We start from the raw sequence: 15416 nt of genomic DNA, 5'->3' as shown, positions 1-15416 counted from the left end.
TAACACCAGCTTCAATCATTTCATAATACAAATCATTACCTTCACGAGTTCGTTCACCAACACCAGCAAATACAGAAATTCCGCCGTGTGCTTTGGCAACATTATTAATTAACTCTTGCACTAAAACAGTTTTCCCAACTCCGGCTCCACCAAACAACCCAATTTTTCCCCCTTTTGCAAAAGGGACTAATAAATCAACAACTTTAATTCCTGTTTCTAAAATCTCAGCAGTTGTTTGTTGTTCTTCATAAGACGGTGCTTGACGATGAATTGGTCGCATTAGTTTTGTTTTTGGTTGTGGTTTTTCATCAATTGCCTCACCAAGCACGTTAAACATTCTTCCTAATACTTCTTCACCAACAGGAACCGTAATCGGAGCTTTTGTATCAATAACTTCCATTCCCCGCACCATTCCTTCCGTTGGTCCTAACGCAATTGTCCGCACAGTATCATCACCAATATGTTGAACAACTTCTAACACCAATTTAGTTCCATTATTATCGACCATAATCGCATTATACAATTCGGGTAAATATTCTTCGGCAAACCGCGCATCAACAACAGGTCCTAATACCTGTACTACTTTTCCATTTTTTTCCATTTTTCTAATCACCTCTTAATTTTCTTGTGCGCCTGCTCCGGCAACAATTTCAGTAATTTCTTGAGTAATTGCTGCTTGACGCTTACGATTATATAATAATGATAACTTTTCTAACATTGCGTTAGCATTATCGGTTGCATTTTCCATTGCTACTCTTCGTGATGCTTGTTCAGAAACTTGCGACTCAACAATTGTTGAAAATAAAATTGTGTTTAAATACATTGGTACTGCATTTTCTAAAATTGTTGCTGGATCTGGTTCAAATTCAGTAATAACATGGAGATGTTTAGTTTTTTCTGTACTACTTTCTTTAACAATTGGCAACAATTGTAAAATGGTTGGTTCAAAAGTAACATTGTTAATAAATTTTGTATAAGCAATTTTAATTTCATCATAAGTATTACTATTGAAACCAGATAGAATTTCTTGCGCAAATTCACGAGCATCATCATAAGAAAAATTAATATCAATTTCTTTTCTTGTATGCATAATTTTAAAATTTTTATGAAGATAAAATGATTCTGCTTTTGAACCAATTGCAATAATACAATCATTTGATCGCAATTCTTTTAAAACTAATTTATTAATATTAATATTATAACCACCACACAAACCAAGATTTGAATTAACAACAATTCAACAAGTTTTAATACTAGCTTTAGTTGGGTCTTTTTTTTGATAAATTGAATCATCCACTTTACTAATAATATCGTTAAAAACTGTATAAACTTCAGCAAAATATGGTTTTGCATTTGAAATTCGTTTTCCAATTTTTTTTAATTTTGCGGTAGCTACCAACTTCATCGCTTGTGTTATTTTTGAAGTTGAATTAATTAAAGTAATTTGTTTTTTCAAACCTGTTCCGACTGCCATTTTGAATAACCTTTTTTATCGTCCCAGTGTATTTCATTCTTCAATTCGCCCAAATCGTTCTGGATTATAATCAGCAATTTTGTTAGTAACTTTTTTCACAACACTAATAATTTCATGATCAACATTTACCATTAAAGTTTCACTATAAGCTTTTTCTTTCGCTAATTCAGCATAACATTCTTTTGCTTTTGTATTAAAATGTTCAATAATTTCTTCTTTAAATTCCTGAATTTTATCAACTGGAATTCAACGAATTCTTTTTTTATTAACTGCTAATAAAATAATTGCTTGGTCAATTTGTGAAAGGGAGGCGTATTGTTTTTGTTTTAAAATTTCAATTACCCGTTTTCCGTGTTCTAACACTTCCTTGGTTGTATCATCTAAATCCGAACCAAATTGTGTAAAAGCTTGTAATTCGCGATATTGTGCTAATTCTAATTTTAAAGAACCCGCTACTTGTTTCATTGCTTTGATTTGTGCAGCTGACCCTACCCGTGACACTGATAATCCAGCATCAACAGCAGGACGAATTCCAGCATTAAATTGATCATTATTTAAAAATATTTGACCATCTGTAATTGAAATAACATTTGTTGGAATATAAGCAGAAATGTCACCCGCTTGCGTTTCTACAATTGGCAGGGCTGTAATACTTCCACCCCCATATTCTTTTGTTACTCGTGCTGCTCGTTCTAATAAACGGCTATGTAAATAGAAAACATCCCCCGGATACGCTTCACGACCTGGTGGGCGGTGCAATAACAAGGCCATTGTTCGATAAGCAACCGCATGTTTGGAAAGATCATCATAAATAATAATAACATTATCTCCCGATTCCATTCATTCTTCTCCAATTGTCACACCAGTATAAGGTGCTAAATATTGTAATGGCACTAATTCACTTGCTGTTGCTGAAACAACAGTTGTATATTCCATTGCTCCTGCCGCACGTAATTTTTCAACAATTTGAGCAACAGTTGACGCTTTTTGCCCAATTGCAACATAAATACATTTTACATGTTTCCCTTTTTGATTTAAGATTGTATCAATTCCAATTGCTGTTTTTCCTGTCTGACGATCACCAATAATTAATTCCCTTTGTCCTTTTCCAATTGGAATCATAGCATCAATTGTCATAATTCCTGTTTCAATTGGTTGGTCAACTGATTTTCTGGTCATAACTCCTGGGGCAATTCTTTCAACTGGTCTTGTTTTTGTTGCTTTCAACGGTCCTTTCCCATCAATTGGTTGACCTAAAGCATTAACAACACGTCCTAATAGGACAGCACCAACAGGAGTTTCAACAATTTTTCCCGAACGACGAACTTGGTCACCTTCACGGACAGTTGTGTCATCCCCCATTAAAACAGCACCAACGGCTCCTTCTTCTAAGTTTAAGACCATTCCATAAATTTCATTTGGAAAAATTAATAACTCACTCATCATCGCATTATCAAGTCCATCAATTAAAGCAATTCCATCTCCAACGGTTACAACAGTTCCTTCTTCATGAATTTCAATTTTCTTTCCATATTCCTTAATCTGTTTTTTAATTATTTCAGAAATTTCATTTATATTTAAAGCCACTTCTTACACCCCATCTTCTATTTATTATGTATTGCTTTTTGACGCATTGTTTCTAATTGTCCAGCAATTGATCCATCAATAATTTCATGTTTAATTTTAACGCAAACACCACCAAGTAATGATGGATCAATTTTGTTAACTAACTCAATATGGTATCCAAATTTTTTACTTAATTTATTTTCAATTGTTTCAATTTGTTTTTTTGTTAATGGCTGTGTTGAAAAAATATTCCCATATTGAACATCATAACTAATATTAATAATTTTTCGTAAACGCTTAAAAATTCTTCGTACATAGCAAAAGGCTTCTCGATCAATTAATAAAAAAAGCGCATTTAGAATTAATGGATCGACCGCTTTCTGAAATGGTTTCGCTAAAATTTTTTTGCGTTCTTCTTTAAGAAGATCAGCATTCATCATTAATTTAATATAATCTGGACTCCGTTTAAATAATTCCACAATCATATTACTTACTTCTAAATAATGATCAAGTATTTTTGTTTCAACAGCTAAATCCATTAAAGCAGCGGCATAATTATCAACAAATTTCTCACTAACTAACATAATATTCTAATCTAAATCCTTAATGAAATCTTCAACTAATTTCTCATTTTTTTCTTTTGTGATTTCTTTTTCTAATAATTGTTCCGCTGCATTAAACGCAATATTAATGATCGATTTTCGAATATCATCTTTATATTGTTCTTTTTCTTTTTGTATTTCTTTATGCGCTTGTTCATTTAAACGAACTACTTCCGCTTTTGCTGTTTCTAATACTTGATGTCGCTTTGATTCTGCTTCAGTACGAGCGTCAACAAGAATACCATTAGCTTCTACTTTTGCTGTTGTTAATAATTTTGAAGCTTCCTTTTGGTCAATTGTTGCTTTCGCTTGCTTATCAGCAGCATCTTGAATTAATTCACGAATTTTATTACGACGAGCACGTATTGCCTTACGGAATGGGTTGTATACTCATTTTGATAATAAAATTAGTAAAATAACTGTTGCAATAACATGGGCAATAAAAATTCATAAATTTGGAAATAGTTGATTAATAATTTCTGCTGGTTCAATTGGTTTTGACATTAATCATAACATAAGACATCCAAACCTTTCTGTTTTAAAATTCTTTTAATATTATTAATTCTTAACCCCCCCCAGTAACAAATGCTAAAATAATTGCAATAACTAATGCATAAATTGACCCTGATTCTGTAATAGCAGCAGCAATAATATATTGGGTACGAACTTTCCCCTCAACTTCTGGATTACGAGCAATCGCTTCAACTGCTTTCCCCCCAGTGTATCCTTGTCCAATTCCTGAACCACAACATCCAATCGCAGCCAACCCCGATCCTAATAAGGACATTCCTTTGGTAAAACCATCATTAATTCCTGCCATTAATCATACGCCAATCATATTTGACATTAAATCTAACATATTGTAATTCTCCTCTTCTTTAAAAATATATAATTTTATTTTAATACTTTTTTATCCATTATTTAAGTGGACATTTTGAACATTTTTTCTTTTTTTATGTTTTTTTAATTTAATTGTTTTTTCTTTATCTGGTTCTTCATCCGTATGCATTTCCATTGCTCAATACGCAATTGTTAAAATAGAAAAAATATACGCCTGAATTAAACCATCAAAAACATCAAAATAAATGCTTAAGAATGGTAAAAATACTCCCGCTAATAAATCAACTGGCCCAATATAAGGAATTTGCCCTCAAATAAAGCCCATCAAAGCAGTAAACAAAGCAATAATAACTGTTCCTCCCAAAATGTTTCCAAACAAACGAAACGAAATTGAAATTAACGGCACAAATTGCGTTAATAATTCTAATGGATTAACAAATTTTTTAAAATACATCATTTTTTGATATTTAATCCCGAAATAATATATCCCAATAAAAGTAACTAATCCCATTGATAATGGTACTGTATAAGCGGTTGCAAGTGAATCAAATCCAACAACACTCATTAAATTACCAATGCCAATATACAATAATAAGTACATAACATAAACTGTTAAGAATTTATATTTTGGTCCCATTAAATCCACAACTTGTTTTTCAACTCATTTAATTGCAATTTCAGCAAAAAGGACTAAGCCTGTTGGAACATCAGTTGGACCAATTTTTTTTAACCGTTTATAATAACCAATTGATAAAAGCATAATAATAAAAGTAGTTAATACTATCGTTATTAGTTGTGGTAATAAAATTGTATAACTTCATGCTTCCATTCCAGTTTTATTTGGATCAGGAACCAAATTCATTGCAAAAAGTTTATAAAAATTAGCTTTCATCACCATTTATCCCTTCTTTTCTGTGCTTATGACTTGGAAATTTAATATTAACAAATAATGACGATAATGGGCAAAGACTAATCCCTACAATTACCGTATATATACTAAAAAAACTAGTATTCTTAGCATAAATGACTATTGGTATAGCATAAATAACTAAGCGAACTAGGTACAATAAGATAAAAAAGTACTTATTTAAACTTATACTTAACAATCATCCCGCAAAGCAAATGATTAAGAAACCTATAAGAGAAAACAAATACCCTAAGACTAATCCCGAGTATAAAGTTCAGTCTTGTTTTAATGTCAAATATATAATCGCCAATATCGCAAATATTCCCAAAAACATAATTAAACTTATTATTGACATTTTATATTCTACACCTTTAAAATGTTTTTTTCAATGTAATTTATTTTTTTTATTTAGTTCCAAAAATACGGTCTCCTGCGTCACCCAAACCGGGAATAATATAACCATGTTCATCTAATCATTCATCTAAAGCAGCAACATAAATATCAATATCAGGATGGTGTTGTTCAATATATCCTTTACCTTCTGGTGCAGCAACTAAGCATACTAATTTAATATTTGTTGCACCTCATTCTTTTACTTTTTGAATCGCAAGATTAGCACTACCTCCCGTTGCTAACATTGGATCCAAAACTAAAACATTTGCTTTCATAATATTTTCTGGTTTTTTAGCAAAATATTCATGTGGTTCTAGTGTTTTTTCATCACGATACATTCCAATGTGACCAATTTTAGCATTTGGAACTAAATTGATGATTCCATCAACCATTCCTAACCCAGCTCTTAAAATTGGAAACAAAACAATATCATTCGCAATTTTATATCCCTTTGTTTTTGCTACTGGTGTATCAATTTCAAATTCTTTTAATTCAATCTCACGAAATATTTCATAAGCCATTAATTGTGCAATTTCATCTAAATTTTCCTTAAACACCTTTGAGTTACTTTCTTTCTTCCGCATCCTTGTTAATTTATCTAAAATTAAGGGATGTTTTATTACCGTAAATGACATTAATTATTTTTCCTCCTTAATTTATTAGATTTTAACATAAATTAAGAAAAGATACCAAGATTTAATAAACAATTAACAACAAAAAATAAAAAAACCTTAACAAGTCATTAAGATCTTTTTACTAAATTAAAACTAAACTCACGATTGGGCATTAAACAGTCAACAATATTTCATTCACTTTTGTCCAACTGTCCAACTCAATTTCGAATTCCATCATTTACCATTTGTTTGCTAATAATTTGTAATTCTCCGCGATAATTCTGTGCCTTATTATTTAAAATGACAATATCACCTTTCTCAAAATATTTTCCCTCAAAATGACGAGGAGGAATATCATGATCATGATATTTTAATCGAGAAAAAGTACTCCTAATCATATATTCTGCCAAATCCGGACGAACAAAATGCACACTTTGATCACTTAAAATTTTTTTTCTGCTGGAGTAATTTCAATCGATGGTTTTAAATTTAATGTTATTTTATTTAAATTAATACTATTTAATATCATCAATTCTTAATCATTTAGAAATTGGGTTGAAACAATAATATCATCAACACCCAGGGCAACAAAATGACGAATTTGAAAATCTAATGATAAATCCCGGTGCATTTCAATACTTGGTAATTTATCATTATGTTGTCAAGGACCTTGGGCATCAGAACGTTGTAAAGCAACAAAGGAAAATGGTCGTATAAAAAAGATTGGGGTTTTGGAAAAAAACTCGGAAATTGAATAAGAATAATAAATTAAACCATTTACTAAAGTGGTTTTTTTATTTGTAAAACCAAAATTATTAATTAATTTAATTGATTCAGAGAAAGGACAGCATCTTAAATTCTTAAAATAGAAACTTTTTACACAACTTTCTGATACCCTCTTTAAGTTGTTTACACATTTATAAATATCTTAGAAATCTTTACAAAGTGTAACTGTTTTTCTCCTAATTTAAGGTGTTGTCCTTTCTCTGTTTCAGTTAATTAATTTATTAAAATTACAACTTAATGCAGTGTGGAACGGTTATTTTAAATAACTAAGTGTTTTTATTCCACGGGAGGCGGTCTAGCCCAGCGGTAATCAGTCCGGAAATAATAGATGCTTTAATAAGCGATAGTCGTGATAAGTCCAAGGTTAATATCGAACGACAATAAATATTGAGATGGCAACTTTATAAATAAATTTGCTATAGATATTACTTCTTAGAAGTGACAGTGGTTTAAAAACCACAAAGTCAGCATTAGGCTCTTCAAGGTGCAAGTGAATTTATTTTAAAAACTGAACGTTTTGACCTGAAATGGTGCGGATGAAGAGAGAGAATTCTCTGGCATTACCTTATAAAAACAACTGTCGATTATTAAACAAACAATATACCGCCACCGCTCACCTCCAGTGAAGCGGATGGCGTAGTAATTAAATAGACAAATACTTATATGACTAATTCTCGCTTTGGCACTTTCACTTAGAAGTGAGTGCCAGCGAGTTAAAAATAGGAGGAATTAAATTATGAATAAAAAATATTTATTAGTAATAAAAAGTAAATATGGTGATTTAAAAACAGAATTCTTTTATACATTAAAAGAAGCAAAAATTACCGCTAATGTTGAAAATCAACAAGAATGATTAACAACTATTATTGATTTAGAAGATAACAGTATTACATGACAAGGAGATAAATAATATGTGAAAAGATGAAAATGGTTATGTTTATACTGAAGAAGATTTATTTAATATGGCATTAGAAGAATGTCATTCAGAAGATAATGCATATGAATATATTGATAATTTAATTAATGAAATGGAATTAGAGGAAATTTAATTATGGCAGATTTAAAATTAAATAATGAAGTTAAAAATATTACTTATCCATTTTATTTAAAAGGAAATAATTTTAAAGAATTAAGTTTAAAAGCATTAACAATTAAAAAATGAATTGATGAAAATGGACAAGAATTAGCAGAATTTATATATCGACAACAAGCTTGATTAATAAATGGAGAATATAAATCACAATCACTAAAAGATTTAAAATTAGTAGTTTCAAAAATTGATTATATTTTTAGAGAACCATTAGAATTAATAAAATCTTTTAAAGATGAATTAAATTTTATTAGAAAAGATATTTTAAATTTAGAAAATAACATTAAGAATAATCATGATTCTTTAAAAAGTAGTGTCATTAATATTCAATTTCAAAAACAAAATGAAATTATTGAAACTCATAAAAAAGAACAATTTTTAGAAATTAAAAGTGTAGCAAAACAAGAACAAGAATTAAAAATTATTACTAGTAATTTTCGTAAAGATAAATTATTAATTAAAGATATTGAAATATTAGGTATTAATGATGATTTTTTACAAAATGCTGATAAATTAGAACTTATTAATTTAATTAAAAATTATTTAATTGTTGATGAACAAATTGTAAAAAATGAAATTAAAGAACAATGAGATAGTAATAAAAATATTAATTTAATTGGGGTTAAAGGCATTAATTTTAAAATAAATAAAGGAGAAAAGTAATATGGCAAATATTGTTGAATTTTTAAGAACAGATAAGGCAACTGATTGAATAAAAAGTAAATTTTCTAATGAAAATGAAATTGCAAGATTTAAAAGTAATATAGTTTCAATATCAAATAGTAATGAATTATTACAAAAAGCAGATCCAAAAACAATTATGACTGCTTGTTATTGGGGTGTTTTATTAAACTTACCAATGGAAAAACAATTTGGCTATGCTTATGTCGTTCCATATAATACTAAAATAACAAGAATTATTAATGGTCGTGAAGTACAAGAATTAATTAATCAAGCACAATTTCAAATGGGTTATAAAGGTTATATTCAATTATCACAAAGAAGCGGTCAATATCTAGATATGTCAGTATCAGATGTTAGAACTGGTGAATTAGTAAATTATGATCGTTTAAAAGGTACTACTTTTAATTGAATTCAAAATGAAGATGAAAGAGAAAAATTACCAATTATAGGTTATGTATCATATTTTAAAATGGTTAATGGTTTTGAAAAAACTTTATATATGACAAAAGAACAAATGGAAAATCATTTTATGAAATATTCTAAAACTTATGCTAAAAATAAATCATTTTATATTGCTACTTTTGATGAAATGGCATTAAAAACAGTATTAACATCTTTATTAAGAAAATGAGGTATTATGTCTGTTGAATTACAACAAGCTTATAAATCATACCAAGCAGTTATTACAACTAATGATGAAAAAATTTATATTGATAATGACAGCAATATAAGCATAAATAAGGGCCAAATTAGTAATGAAAACATATTAAATAATTAATTTATCCGAACCAAGTGAAGAAGTGACAGATAATAATGTAGTTAAAGAAGAAGATATCTCAAATGTAATACCAGTAGTTAATAATAACAACGATGAGGACTGAGCCACTTGATAAAAATGGGTATTGATCCATCAGGAACAGGGACTACTGCTATTGCTGTTTTTAAAGATAATAAATTAATTAATAAATCGGAATATAAACATCGTGATTGAATTGCACAAACCGATATTATTTTAGATGAGTTAAGATCAGATGCAATTATTAATATTTAAGATTGTTTATATACAAGTTCTAATGCAAGTAAAGATAGAGATAATTTATTAAAACTTATGGGAGCAATTAAGTATAAAACAGAAAAATTATCAAATATTAATTGAGTATCACCAAAATATACTAAATCAGTTGTTAAAAATATAGAAAATTTAAGTAAATATAATGATAGTTGTATGTGAGAATATGAAAAAGATAATAATTTAACCTATCAATATGGTAAAGGTTGAAAATATAATAATAAAAAAATAAGTAACCATTTACGAGATGCCATTATTATCGCTAATTATGAGGTTTAATGTGGTAAAAAAATCATATAATCAAAAAACAGGAAAATATTATTCTTGTAAAATTCGGAATGTTAATATTTACTTAAATGAAAATGAAGAACAAGTTTGAAATGAATTAAATTTTAATACTTATTCACAACGAATAGAACATCTTATCAATTTTTATATAAAACATAATAAAGAAAAATAAAAAATTAGAGTGCACCCCAAAAAGTAAGTAAAGTAAAAAAAGACTTTGCTAAACTTTTAAAGGAGGTGCATTTTATATGGCAAGAAAAGGTCAAAAATATAACAAATATACATCAGAATTTAGAACAAAAATCATTGAGGAAATTAAACAAAAAAGTTGTTGAGTAGTAGCAAAACAATATAATCTAAATGCAAATACAGTAGAATCTTGATGAGCAAATCATAAAAAAGGAAAATTAAACAATCATAAAGGACCTAAAATCTCTTTTGGTAAAAGAGATTTAGAATATTATAAAACAAGGTATGAATTATTAAAAAAGCTCCATGACTTTTACAATTAAGCAAACTAAGAATCGTCTCTTTTATTAAACAAAATTGTCATGAATATTCAATAAAATTATTATTAGAAGTAACGGGGTTAAAACGTAGTTATTGAGATAAATATAAAAATTATGACAGTAGCAAAAAAGATAAAGAAGCAATAAATGATATTGTAAAAGTCTATGAAGAAAATTTAAAACAATTTGGATATCGAAGAATTACTAAATATTTAAAAGAAGATTATGATATAAAATATAATTCAAAAAAAGTTTTAAGGATTATGCGTTATAATCAAATACAACCTGAATATGTAAGAAAAATGAGAAGAAAAATGAAATATAAACAGAATAAAGAAAAAAGTTTATTGCAATATCCTGATTTAATTAATCGTAAATTCAATGATATAAAAACAAGGTTTTCAGTGCTATATACTGATGTAACATATTTAATTTGAAAAAGAGAAAAATATTATCAATCAACAATTATTGATGGATATACTAAAGAAATAGTTGATGTAAAGTGATCTAAATATAATGACAATAAATTAGTAATAGATAATTTAAATGATGCAATTAATAAAATAAAATTAATAAAAAAAGATCTGAATGGAATAATAATTCATTCAGACCACGGATATCAATACACATCCGCTATTTATCTCGATAAATGTGTATCTAACGGTATTATAATTTCAATGGGGAAAAATTACCACTGTGCAGATAATATTGTTATAGAAAGTTTTCATTCATTACTTAAGAAAGCTACAATCCATAATAAAATATATAATTCACATGAAGAATATATACAAGATGTTATAAAATGAAATACATGATATTCAAATCGTAAAGAAAAAGATATAATAAAAAAATAGTAAATACTTTTTATTAGTACTTACTAAAATGGGTGCAGTCTAAATAACCAATTAAGGTTATTTTTTATTTAATATAATTAAGTTTTTTTTCCGTATGTAAGTAATAAATATTCTCAATATTCAGTTGAATTAATATTTATATCTTCAACATCAGTACCAGTTATATATTCACCAAGTAGAGTTTTACATGGTCTATTACCTTTTTCAGAACGATAACATAAAATATAATTATTCATTTTAACCATTTTCATTATCTTTTTTACTTTCATTGACAATATAATAATTTATAAAATGCTGTACTCGTTGGCTATGTGTGTATAGACTAGGTAATTCATTTCATATTTTTTCTTGTTCTTTGTTAAGATAAACATTAATATTTCTAATTACAACTTGATATTTTTTTGATTTCATTTTTAAATAACCTTTTATAACATAGATAATGCATTACTTTATTATTTTTAGCAGCGATATTTCCACTATTAATATTTTTATGACATTGATCACATTTTATTTTAATCAAATAAACTAGGTTGGACATATTTTAATCGCTCCTTTGCTAATTTATAATATTTTTCGTTAATTTCCATACCAATTCAACGTCGATTTAATTGTTCACAAGCTACTGCAGTTGTACCACTTCCTAGAAAACAATCTAATACAATATCACCCGGCTGAGAATGTTTAAATAATTGTTCTTTAATCATTTCTAATGGTTTAACTGTTGGATGATCAATATTACCATCTTGTCCAATAGGATAAAAATAAGTAGTTTTGCAATTTTCATAAGACCTAGTATATTTAGCTCCTGATTCAAAATTCATAAGCAATATTCAGTATCTTCATAATATGGATTATTTCTTGGAATAGGGTTAGTTTTAATTCATTTTAATAAATATCATCTTCATTTATTTTTACGAATAACAGGAAGATATTGATCTATTTGTTCAATATTTAGTCAAATTAAACAATTCATATATTTTGTAATTCTCTTAAATTCGTTTAAATATTCTTCATATTTAATATTTTCAATAGATTTAATTTCAACTAAACCGATGGCATTTTTAACTATTGCTTTTCCAATAGGAGTATCTTTTTTTACATTAAGATTATTTTGTTTTTTTCTTATACTTTCATAAAAATAGGGTGGATCAGTTAATATTAAATCAATACTTTTATTAGGGATAGTTTTTAATATTTCTAATGAATCTCCATGTATTAATTGGCCTAAGTTAGTTATCATGCGTAAGGATCAAAATTATTTTCAACCGGTACTACATTAGAAATATCATCTTCTATTACTACATTATTAATATCGTTATAAATATATGGTTTTTCTGCTAATTATTGAGTAGGTGTACTATAATATTATTATTAATAGGTAGTTCATCGCTGACTGCCCCCTGATTTTTAGCGACAGTAATATCAGTAAATGGGATATAATCAAAATTACCATCTTCGGTAGTAAGAAAAAAGTTATCTAATTATTTTATTTATATTTTTTATAAAACATAAGCTTTTGTAATACTATCCCATCTTCTTTAATTTCTTTTTCATCTAAATCAATATCAGAAATATCAATTCCCATTTCTAATGCTAATTTACGATATAATTTAGCTTCAACCATTTCTTTTGGTCATTTAACTCATGGACTATATTCACCATTACCACTTGGACTAGATCCTTTTAATATATCAACATCTGATTTTCTTAACAAAATACCTTGAAAATTATTATTTTTATCTTTTGCAAATGCATAAGCTCCAATTATTTCGTTATAATCACTATTATTAGCATTAAAATTAATTTCATGTATTTTAGGACAAGAATTTAAACTGTCTCACTCAAATTTTTCGCCTTTAAATATAATTGCTTTTCTTGGACTATATCCAGCTTCTTCAATTTTTTTACAATAAACTTTACTATCAATAATTGTTGTTAATTTATTTTTAAATGGAATAATATTAAAATCTTTACTAAAAATTAATCCTTTATTACTTAATTTAATAATTCCTAATGCTGTAATTTTTTCATTATCTGCATTAGAAACTAATGACATATAATTTTGTCCATTTTTCATTTTTAATTCTTCAAGAGCAAGAATATTTTATTTTAAATATTTATCATTAACTTTTAACTCATATTTAATAACGGCACCTTTAATATATTGTTGTAATTCATTTACCATGTTATTTATCTCCTTTAATTTTAATTTTTATACCTTTAATACCAATTAATTGATTATCAATTTCTTCAGGAGTTGATTTTTTCTTTGCAACTTCAATTTCATAACGATCCATAATTGCTAAACCATAATCTTTATAACAATCTGGATAATTATCAAACATTTCATTTAATAAATCTTTTAAATTCATCATTATTATTCATCTCCTTGTCATTTAATATTGTTATCTTCTTATTCATAATTTAATTCCTCCTAATTCTTTTTTCCTAATGCTCAATTTTCATCAGTCATATCTTCAAATGAGACTGCATAACTTTTAAGAATTAATTGATTTAATTTATTAATAGTTTTTTTATTTAACTTTTTCATAATAAATTACCACATAAAATCTAATGTATGATATTCAGGTCTTCTTCTGGGTAAATTAAATCTTTTAATAACATGTGCAATAGTAGAGTCGTGTACAGCTAATTTTTTAGTTATTTATTTATATTTATATCCTTGTAAATACATATTTTTAATTTGATTATATTTACCAGTATATTTATTTTTGTTTGGTCTATCTATCTAAATCGAGACAGATATAATCTTTTAAATTTATTATTTCTTTTAATTGATCACAAATTCCACCCTCACAATAAAAACGATAACTTTTACCATATTTAAATCTTGAATTTAAATCTCTAACAGTTCCATTAGGTAAATTATATTTTTCTTCTATTTTCATACTGGTTAAATTACTAAAATAATATTCTTTTAGACAATTAATAATAAATTCATCACTATATTTTGCATTTCAAATCTTTTTTCTAAGACCTGTTTCATCAAAATACATATATTCAAATGTTCCTATTTTTGCATTATTTATTTTTCCCATTATATTTCATCCTATCTTATTTAAAAATGTTAATTATGATAATTAAGATAAAACAACTACAAAGTGTAGTTGTTTTTATAGTTGGGAGCCAGAGAGTTTTCTCTCTCTTCTTCCGCACCATTTCAGGTCAAAGCGTTCAGTTTTTAAAATAAATCTACTTGCATCTTGAAGAGCCTAATGCTATACGCAAATTTATTTATAAAGTCACTATCTCTATTTTTTATTGTCGTTCGATATTAACCTTGGACTTATCACTACTATCGCTTGTTAAAGCGTCTATTATTTCCGGACTGATTACCGTTGGGCTAGAACGCCTAATTTATAAAATATTAAGTTTTATTTAATAAAATAATTAACTGAAACAGAGAAAGGACAACACCTTAAATGATGAGAAAAAACAGAAGACATTTTGTAAAGATTTCTGAGATATTTATAAATGTGTAAACAACTTAAAGAGGGTATCAAAAAGTTGTTATAAAGTTTTTATTAGAAATATTTAAGATGCTATCCTTTCTCTGGATCAATTAATTAATAATTTTGGTTTTACAAATAAAAAAAACCATTTTAGTAAATGGTTTAATTTATTATTCTTATTCAATTTCTTTGGATATTTTCATACCCCAATCTTTTACATGCGACCTTTTCTGGCTCATATTGTTGTGCAAATTCCATAAAGTACCC

General features: G+C 27.2%; 26 protein-coding genes and 1 pseudogene. 10 read left to right on the top strand and 17 right to left on the bottom strand.

Annotation, left to right across the window (positions count from 1 at the left end; translation table 4 throughout):
- The 11 genes from NL276_RS03105 to NL276_RS05325 form a co-directional block, all read right to left on the bottom strand.
- Positions 1–601, bottom strand: a 601-nt coding sequence (locus NL276_RS03105; RefSeq protein WP_502202929.1) for a F0F1 ATP synthase subunit beta, incomplete at its 3' end; no start/stop codon positions are given.
- 15 nt (positions 602–616) lie between these two features.
- Complete coding sequence (atpG, locus tag NL276_RS03100) at positions 617–1474, bottom strand: ATP synthase F1 subunit gamma (protein ID WP_253301129.1); 858 nt, start codon at positions 1472–1474, stop codon at positions 617–619.
- 15 nt (positions 1475–1489) lie between these two features.
- Positions 1490–3061 carry a F0F1 ATP synthase subunit alpha gene (atpA, locus tag NL276_RS03095; protein ID WP_253301128.1) on the bottom strand — a complete coding sequence of 524 codons (1572 nt, stop codon included), beginning with the start codon at positions 3059–3061 and terminating at the stop codon, positions 1490–1492.
- Positions 3062–3078: 17 nt separating this feature from the next.
- Complete coding sequence (locus NL276_RS03090; RefSeq protein WP_253301127.1) at positions 3079–3624, bottom strand: F0F1 ATP synthase subunit delta; 546 nt, start codon at positions 3622–3624, stop codon at positions 3079–3081.
- Positions 3625–3630: 6 nt separating this feature from the next.
- Positions 3631–4158 (bottom strand): F0F1 ATP synthase subunit B, encoded by a 528-nt coding sequence (gene atpF, locus NL276_RS03085; RefSeq protein WP_253301126.1) that lies wholly within the window; start codon positions 4156–4158, stop codon positions 3631–3633.
- Positions 4159–4207: 49 nt separating this feature from the next.
- Entirely contained in the window at positions 4208–4501 is a 294-nt protein-coding gene (gene atpE / locus NL276_RS03080; protein WP_253301125.1) for an ATP synthase F0 subunit C, read from the bottom strand.
- Positions 4502–4552: 51 nt separating this feature from the next.
- Positions 4553–5374 (bottom strand): F0F1 ATP synthase subunit A, encoded by an 822-nt coding sequence (locus NL276_RS03075; protein WP_253301124.1) that lies wholly within the window; start codon positions 5372–5374, stop codon positions 4553–4555.
- Positions 5364–5744 carry an MG406 family protein gene (locus NL276_RS05200; protein ID WP_370281053.1) on the bottom strand — a complete coding sequence of 127 codons (381 nt, stop codon included), beginning with the start codon at positions 5742–5744 and terminating at the stop codon, positions 5364–5366. The genes NL276_RS03075 and NL276_RS05200 overlap by 11 nt, the downstream gene beginning before the upstream one ends.
- 49 nt (positions 5745–5793) lie before the next feature.
- The gene (gene upp / locus NL276_RS03070) at positions 5794–6417 is read right to left on the bottom strand and encodes a uracil phosphoribosyltransferase (RefSeq protein ID WP_305879825.1); all 624 of its coding nucleotides are present in this window, start codon (positions 6415–6417) and stop codon (positions 5794–5796) included.
- A gap of 107 nt (positions 6418–6524) precedes the next feature.
- A complete protein-coding gene (locus NL276_RS03065; RefSeq protein WP_253301123.1) occupies positions 6525–6806 on the bottom strand; it encodes a DUF871 domain-containing protein in 282 nt (93 codons plus the stop codon).
- 125 nt (positions 6807–6931) lie between these two features.
- Entirely contained in the window at positions 6932–7027 is a 96-nt protein-coding gene (locus tag NL276_RS05325) for a hypothetical protein (protein ID WP_440531307.1), read from the bottom strand.
- Between the two features lie 891 nt (positions 7028–7918).
- On the opposite strand from NL276_RS05325, the gene NL276_RS03055 reads away from it, so the two are divergent.
- From NL276_RS03055 to NL276_RS03015, 10 genes and pseudogenes are all read left to right on the top strand, one after another.
- The gene (locus NL276_RS03055; RefSeq protein WP_253301122.1) at positions 7919–8092 is read left to right on the top strand and encodes a hypothetical protein; all 174 of its coding nucleotides are present in this window, start codon (positions 7919–7921) and stop codon (positions 8090–8092) included.
- 1 nt (position 8093) lies between these two features.
- Positions 8094–8231, top strand: coding sequence for a hypothetical protein (locus NL276_RS03050; protein ID WP_158676135.1), 138 nt, complete (start codon positions 8094–8096; stop codon positions 8229–8231).
- Positions 8232–8233: 2 nt separating this feature from the next.
- Positions 8234–8935 carry a hypothetical protein gene (locus tag NL276_RS03045; protein WP_253301121.1) on the top strand — a complete coding sequence of 234 codons (702 nt, stop codon included), beginning with the start codon at positions 8234–8236 and terminating at the stop codon, positions 8933–8935.
- Between the two features lies 1 nt (position 8936).
- On the top strand, positions 8937–9734 hold the full coding sequence (locus NL276_RS03040) for a recombinase RecT (protein WP_253301120.1): 798 nt from the start codon (positions 8937–8939) through the stop codon (positions 9732–9734).
- A gap of 108 nt (positions 9735–9842) precedes the next feature.
- Positions 9843–10007, top strand: coding sequence for a hypothetical protein (locus NL276_RS03035; protein WP_253301119.1), 165 nt, complete (start codon positions 9843–9845; stop codon positions 10005–10007).
- 57 nt (positions 10008–10064) lie between these two features.
- On the top strand, positions 10065–10304 hold the full coding sequence (locus NL276_RS03030; protein WP_253301118.1) for a hypothetical protein: 240 nt from the start codon (positions 10065–10067) through the stop codon (positions 10302–10304).
- Between the two features lies 1 nt (position 10305).
- Entirely contained in the window at positions 10306–10485 is a 180-nt protein-coding gene (locus NL276_RS03025) for a hypothetical protein (protein WP_253301117.1), read from the top strand.
- A gap of 76 nt (positions 10486–10561) precedes the next feature.
- Complete coding sequence (locus NL276_RS03020) at positions 10562–10825, top strand: transposase family protein (RefSeq protein ID WP_253301010.1); 264 nt, start codon at positions 10562–10564, stop codon at positions 10823–10825.
- Positions 10792–11112 (top strand): annotated as a pseudogene (locus NL276_RS05195) (IS3 family transposase); the annotation flags it as partial. The gene NL276_RS03020 and the pseudogene NL276_RS05195, both read left to right, overlap by 34 nt.
- A 12-nt stretch (positions 11113–11124) precedes the next feature.
- The gene (locus NL276_RS03015) at positions 11125–11676 is read left to right on the top strand and encodes a DDE-type integrase/transposase/recombinase (protein WP_253301039.1); all 552 of its coding nucleotides are present in this window, start codon (positions 11125–11127) and stop codon (positions 11674–11676) included.
- Between the two features lie 77 nt (positions 11677–11753).
- Here NL276_RS03015 and NL276_RS03010 read toward each other — a convergent pair whose 3' ends face one another.
- The 6 genes from NL276_RS03010 to NL276_RS02985 form a co-directional block, all read right to left on the bottom strand.
- Positions 11754–11912 (bottom strand): hypothetical protein, encoded by a 159-nt coding sequence (locus NL276_RS03010; protein WP_253301116.1) that lies wholly within the window; start codon positions 11910–11912, stop codon positions 11754–11756.
- Position 11913: 1 nt separating this feature from the next.
- Entirely contained in the window at positions 11914–12087 is a 174-nt protein-coding gene (locus NL276_RS03005) for a hypothetical protein (RefSeq protein WP_253301115.1), read from the bottom strand.
- 101 nt (positions 12088–12188) lie between these two features.
- Positions 12189–12497, bottom strand: a complete 309-nt coding sequence (locus tag NL276_RS03000; RefSeq protein ID WP_253301114.1) for a DNA methyltransferase — start codon at positions 12495–12497, stop codon at positions 12189–12191.
- A 665-nt stretch (positions 12498–13162) separates the two neighbouring features.
- Positions 13163–13753, bottom strand: a complete 591-nt coding sequence (locus NL276_RS02995; RefSeq protein ID WP_253301113.1) for a recombinase RecT — start codon at positions 13751–13753, stop codon at positions 13163–13165.
- 109 nt (positions 13754–13862) lie between these two features.
- The gene (locus tag NL276_RS02990; protein WP_253301112.1) at positions 13863–14051 is read right to left on the bottom strand and encodes a hypothetical protein; all 189 of its coding nucleotides are present in this window, start codon (positions 14049–14051) and stop codon (positions 13863–13865) included.
- Between the two features lie 366 nt (positions 14052–14417).
- Positions 14418–14735: a ricin-type beta-trefoil lectin domain protein gene (locus tag NL276_RS02985; protein ID WP_253301111.1), complete on the bottom strand. Its 318-nt coding sequence runs from the start codon at positions 14733–14735 to the stop codon at positions 14418–14420.
- Between the last annotated feature and the right edge of the window lie 681 nt (positions 14736–15416).

The sequence above is a fragment of the Spiroplasma endosymbiont of Phyllotreta cruciferae genome (assembly GCF_918697755.1).
Note: the sequence above shows the minus strand (reverse complement) of the source record. Positions and strands in the feature narration are given on the sequence as shown.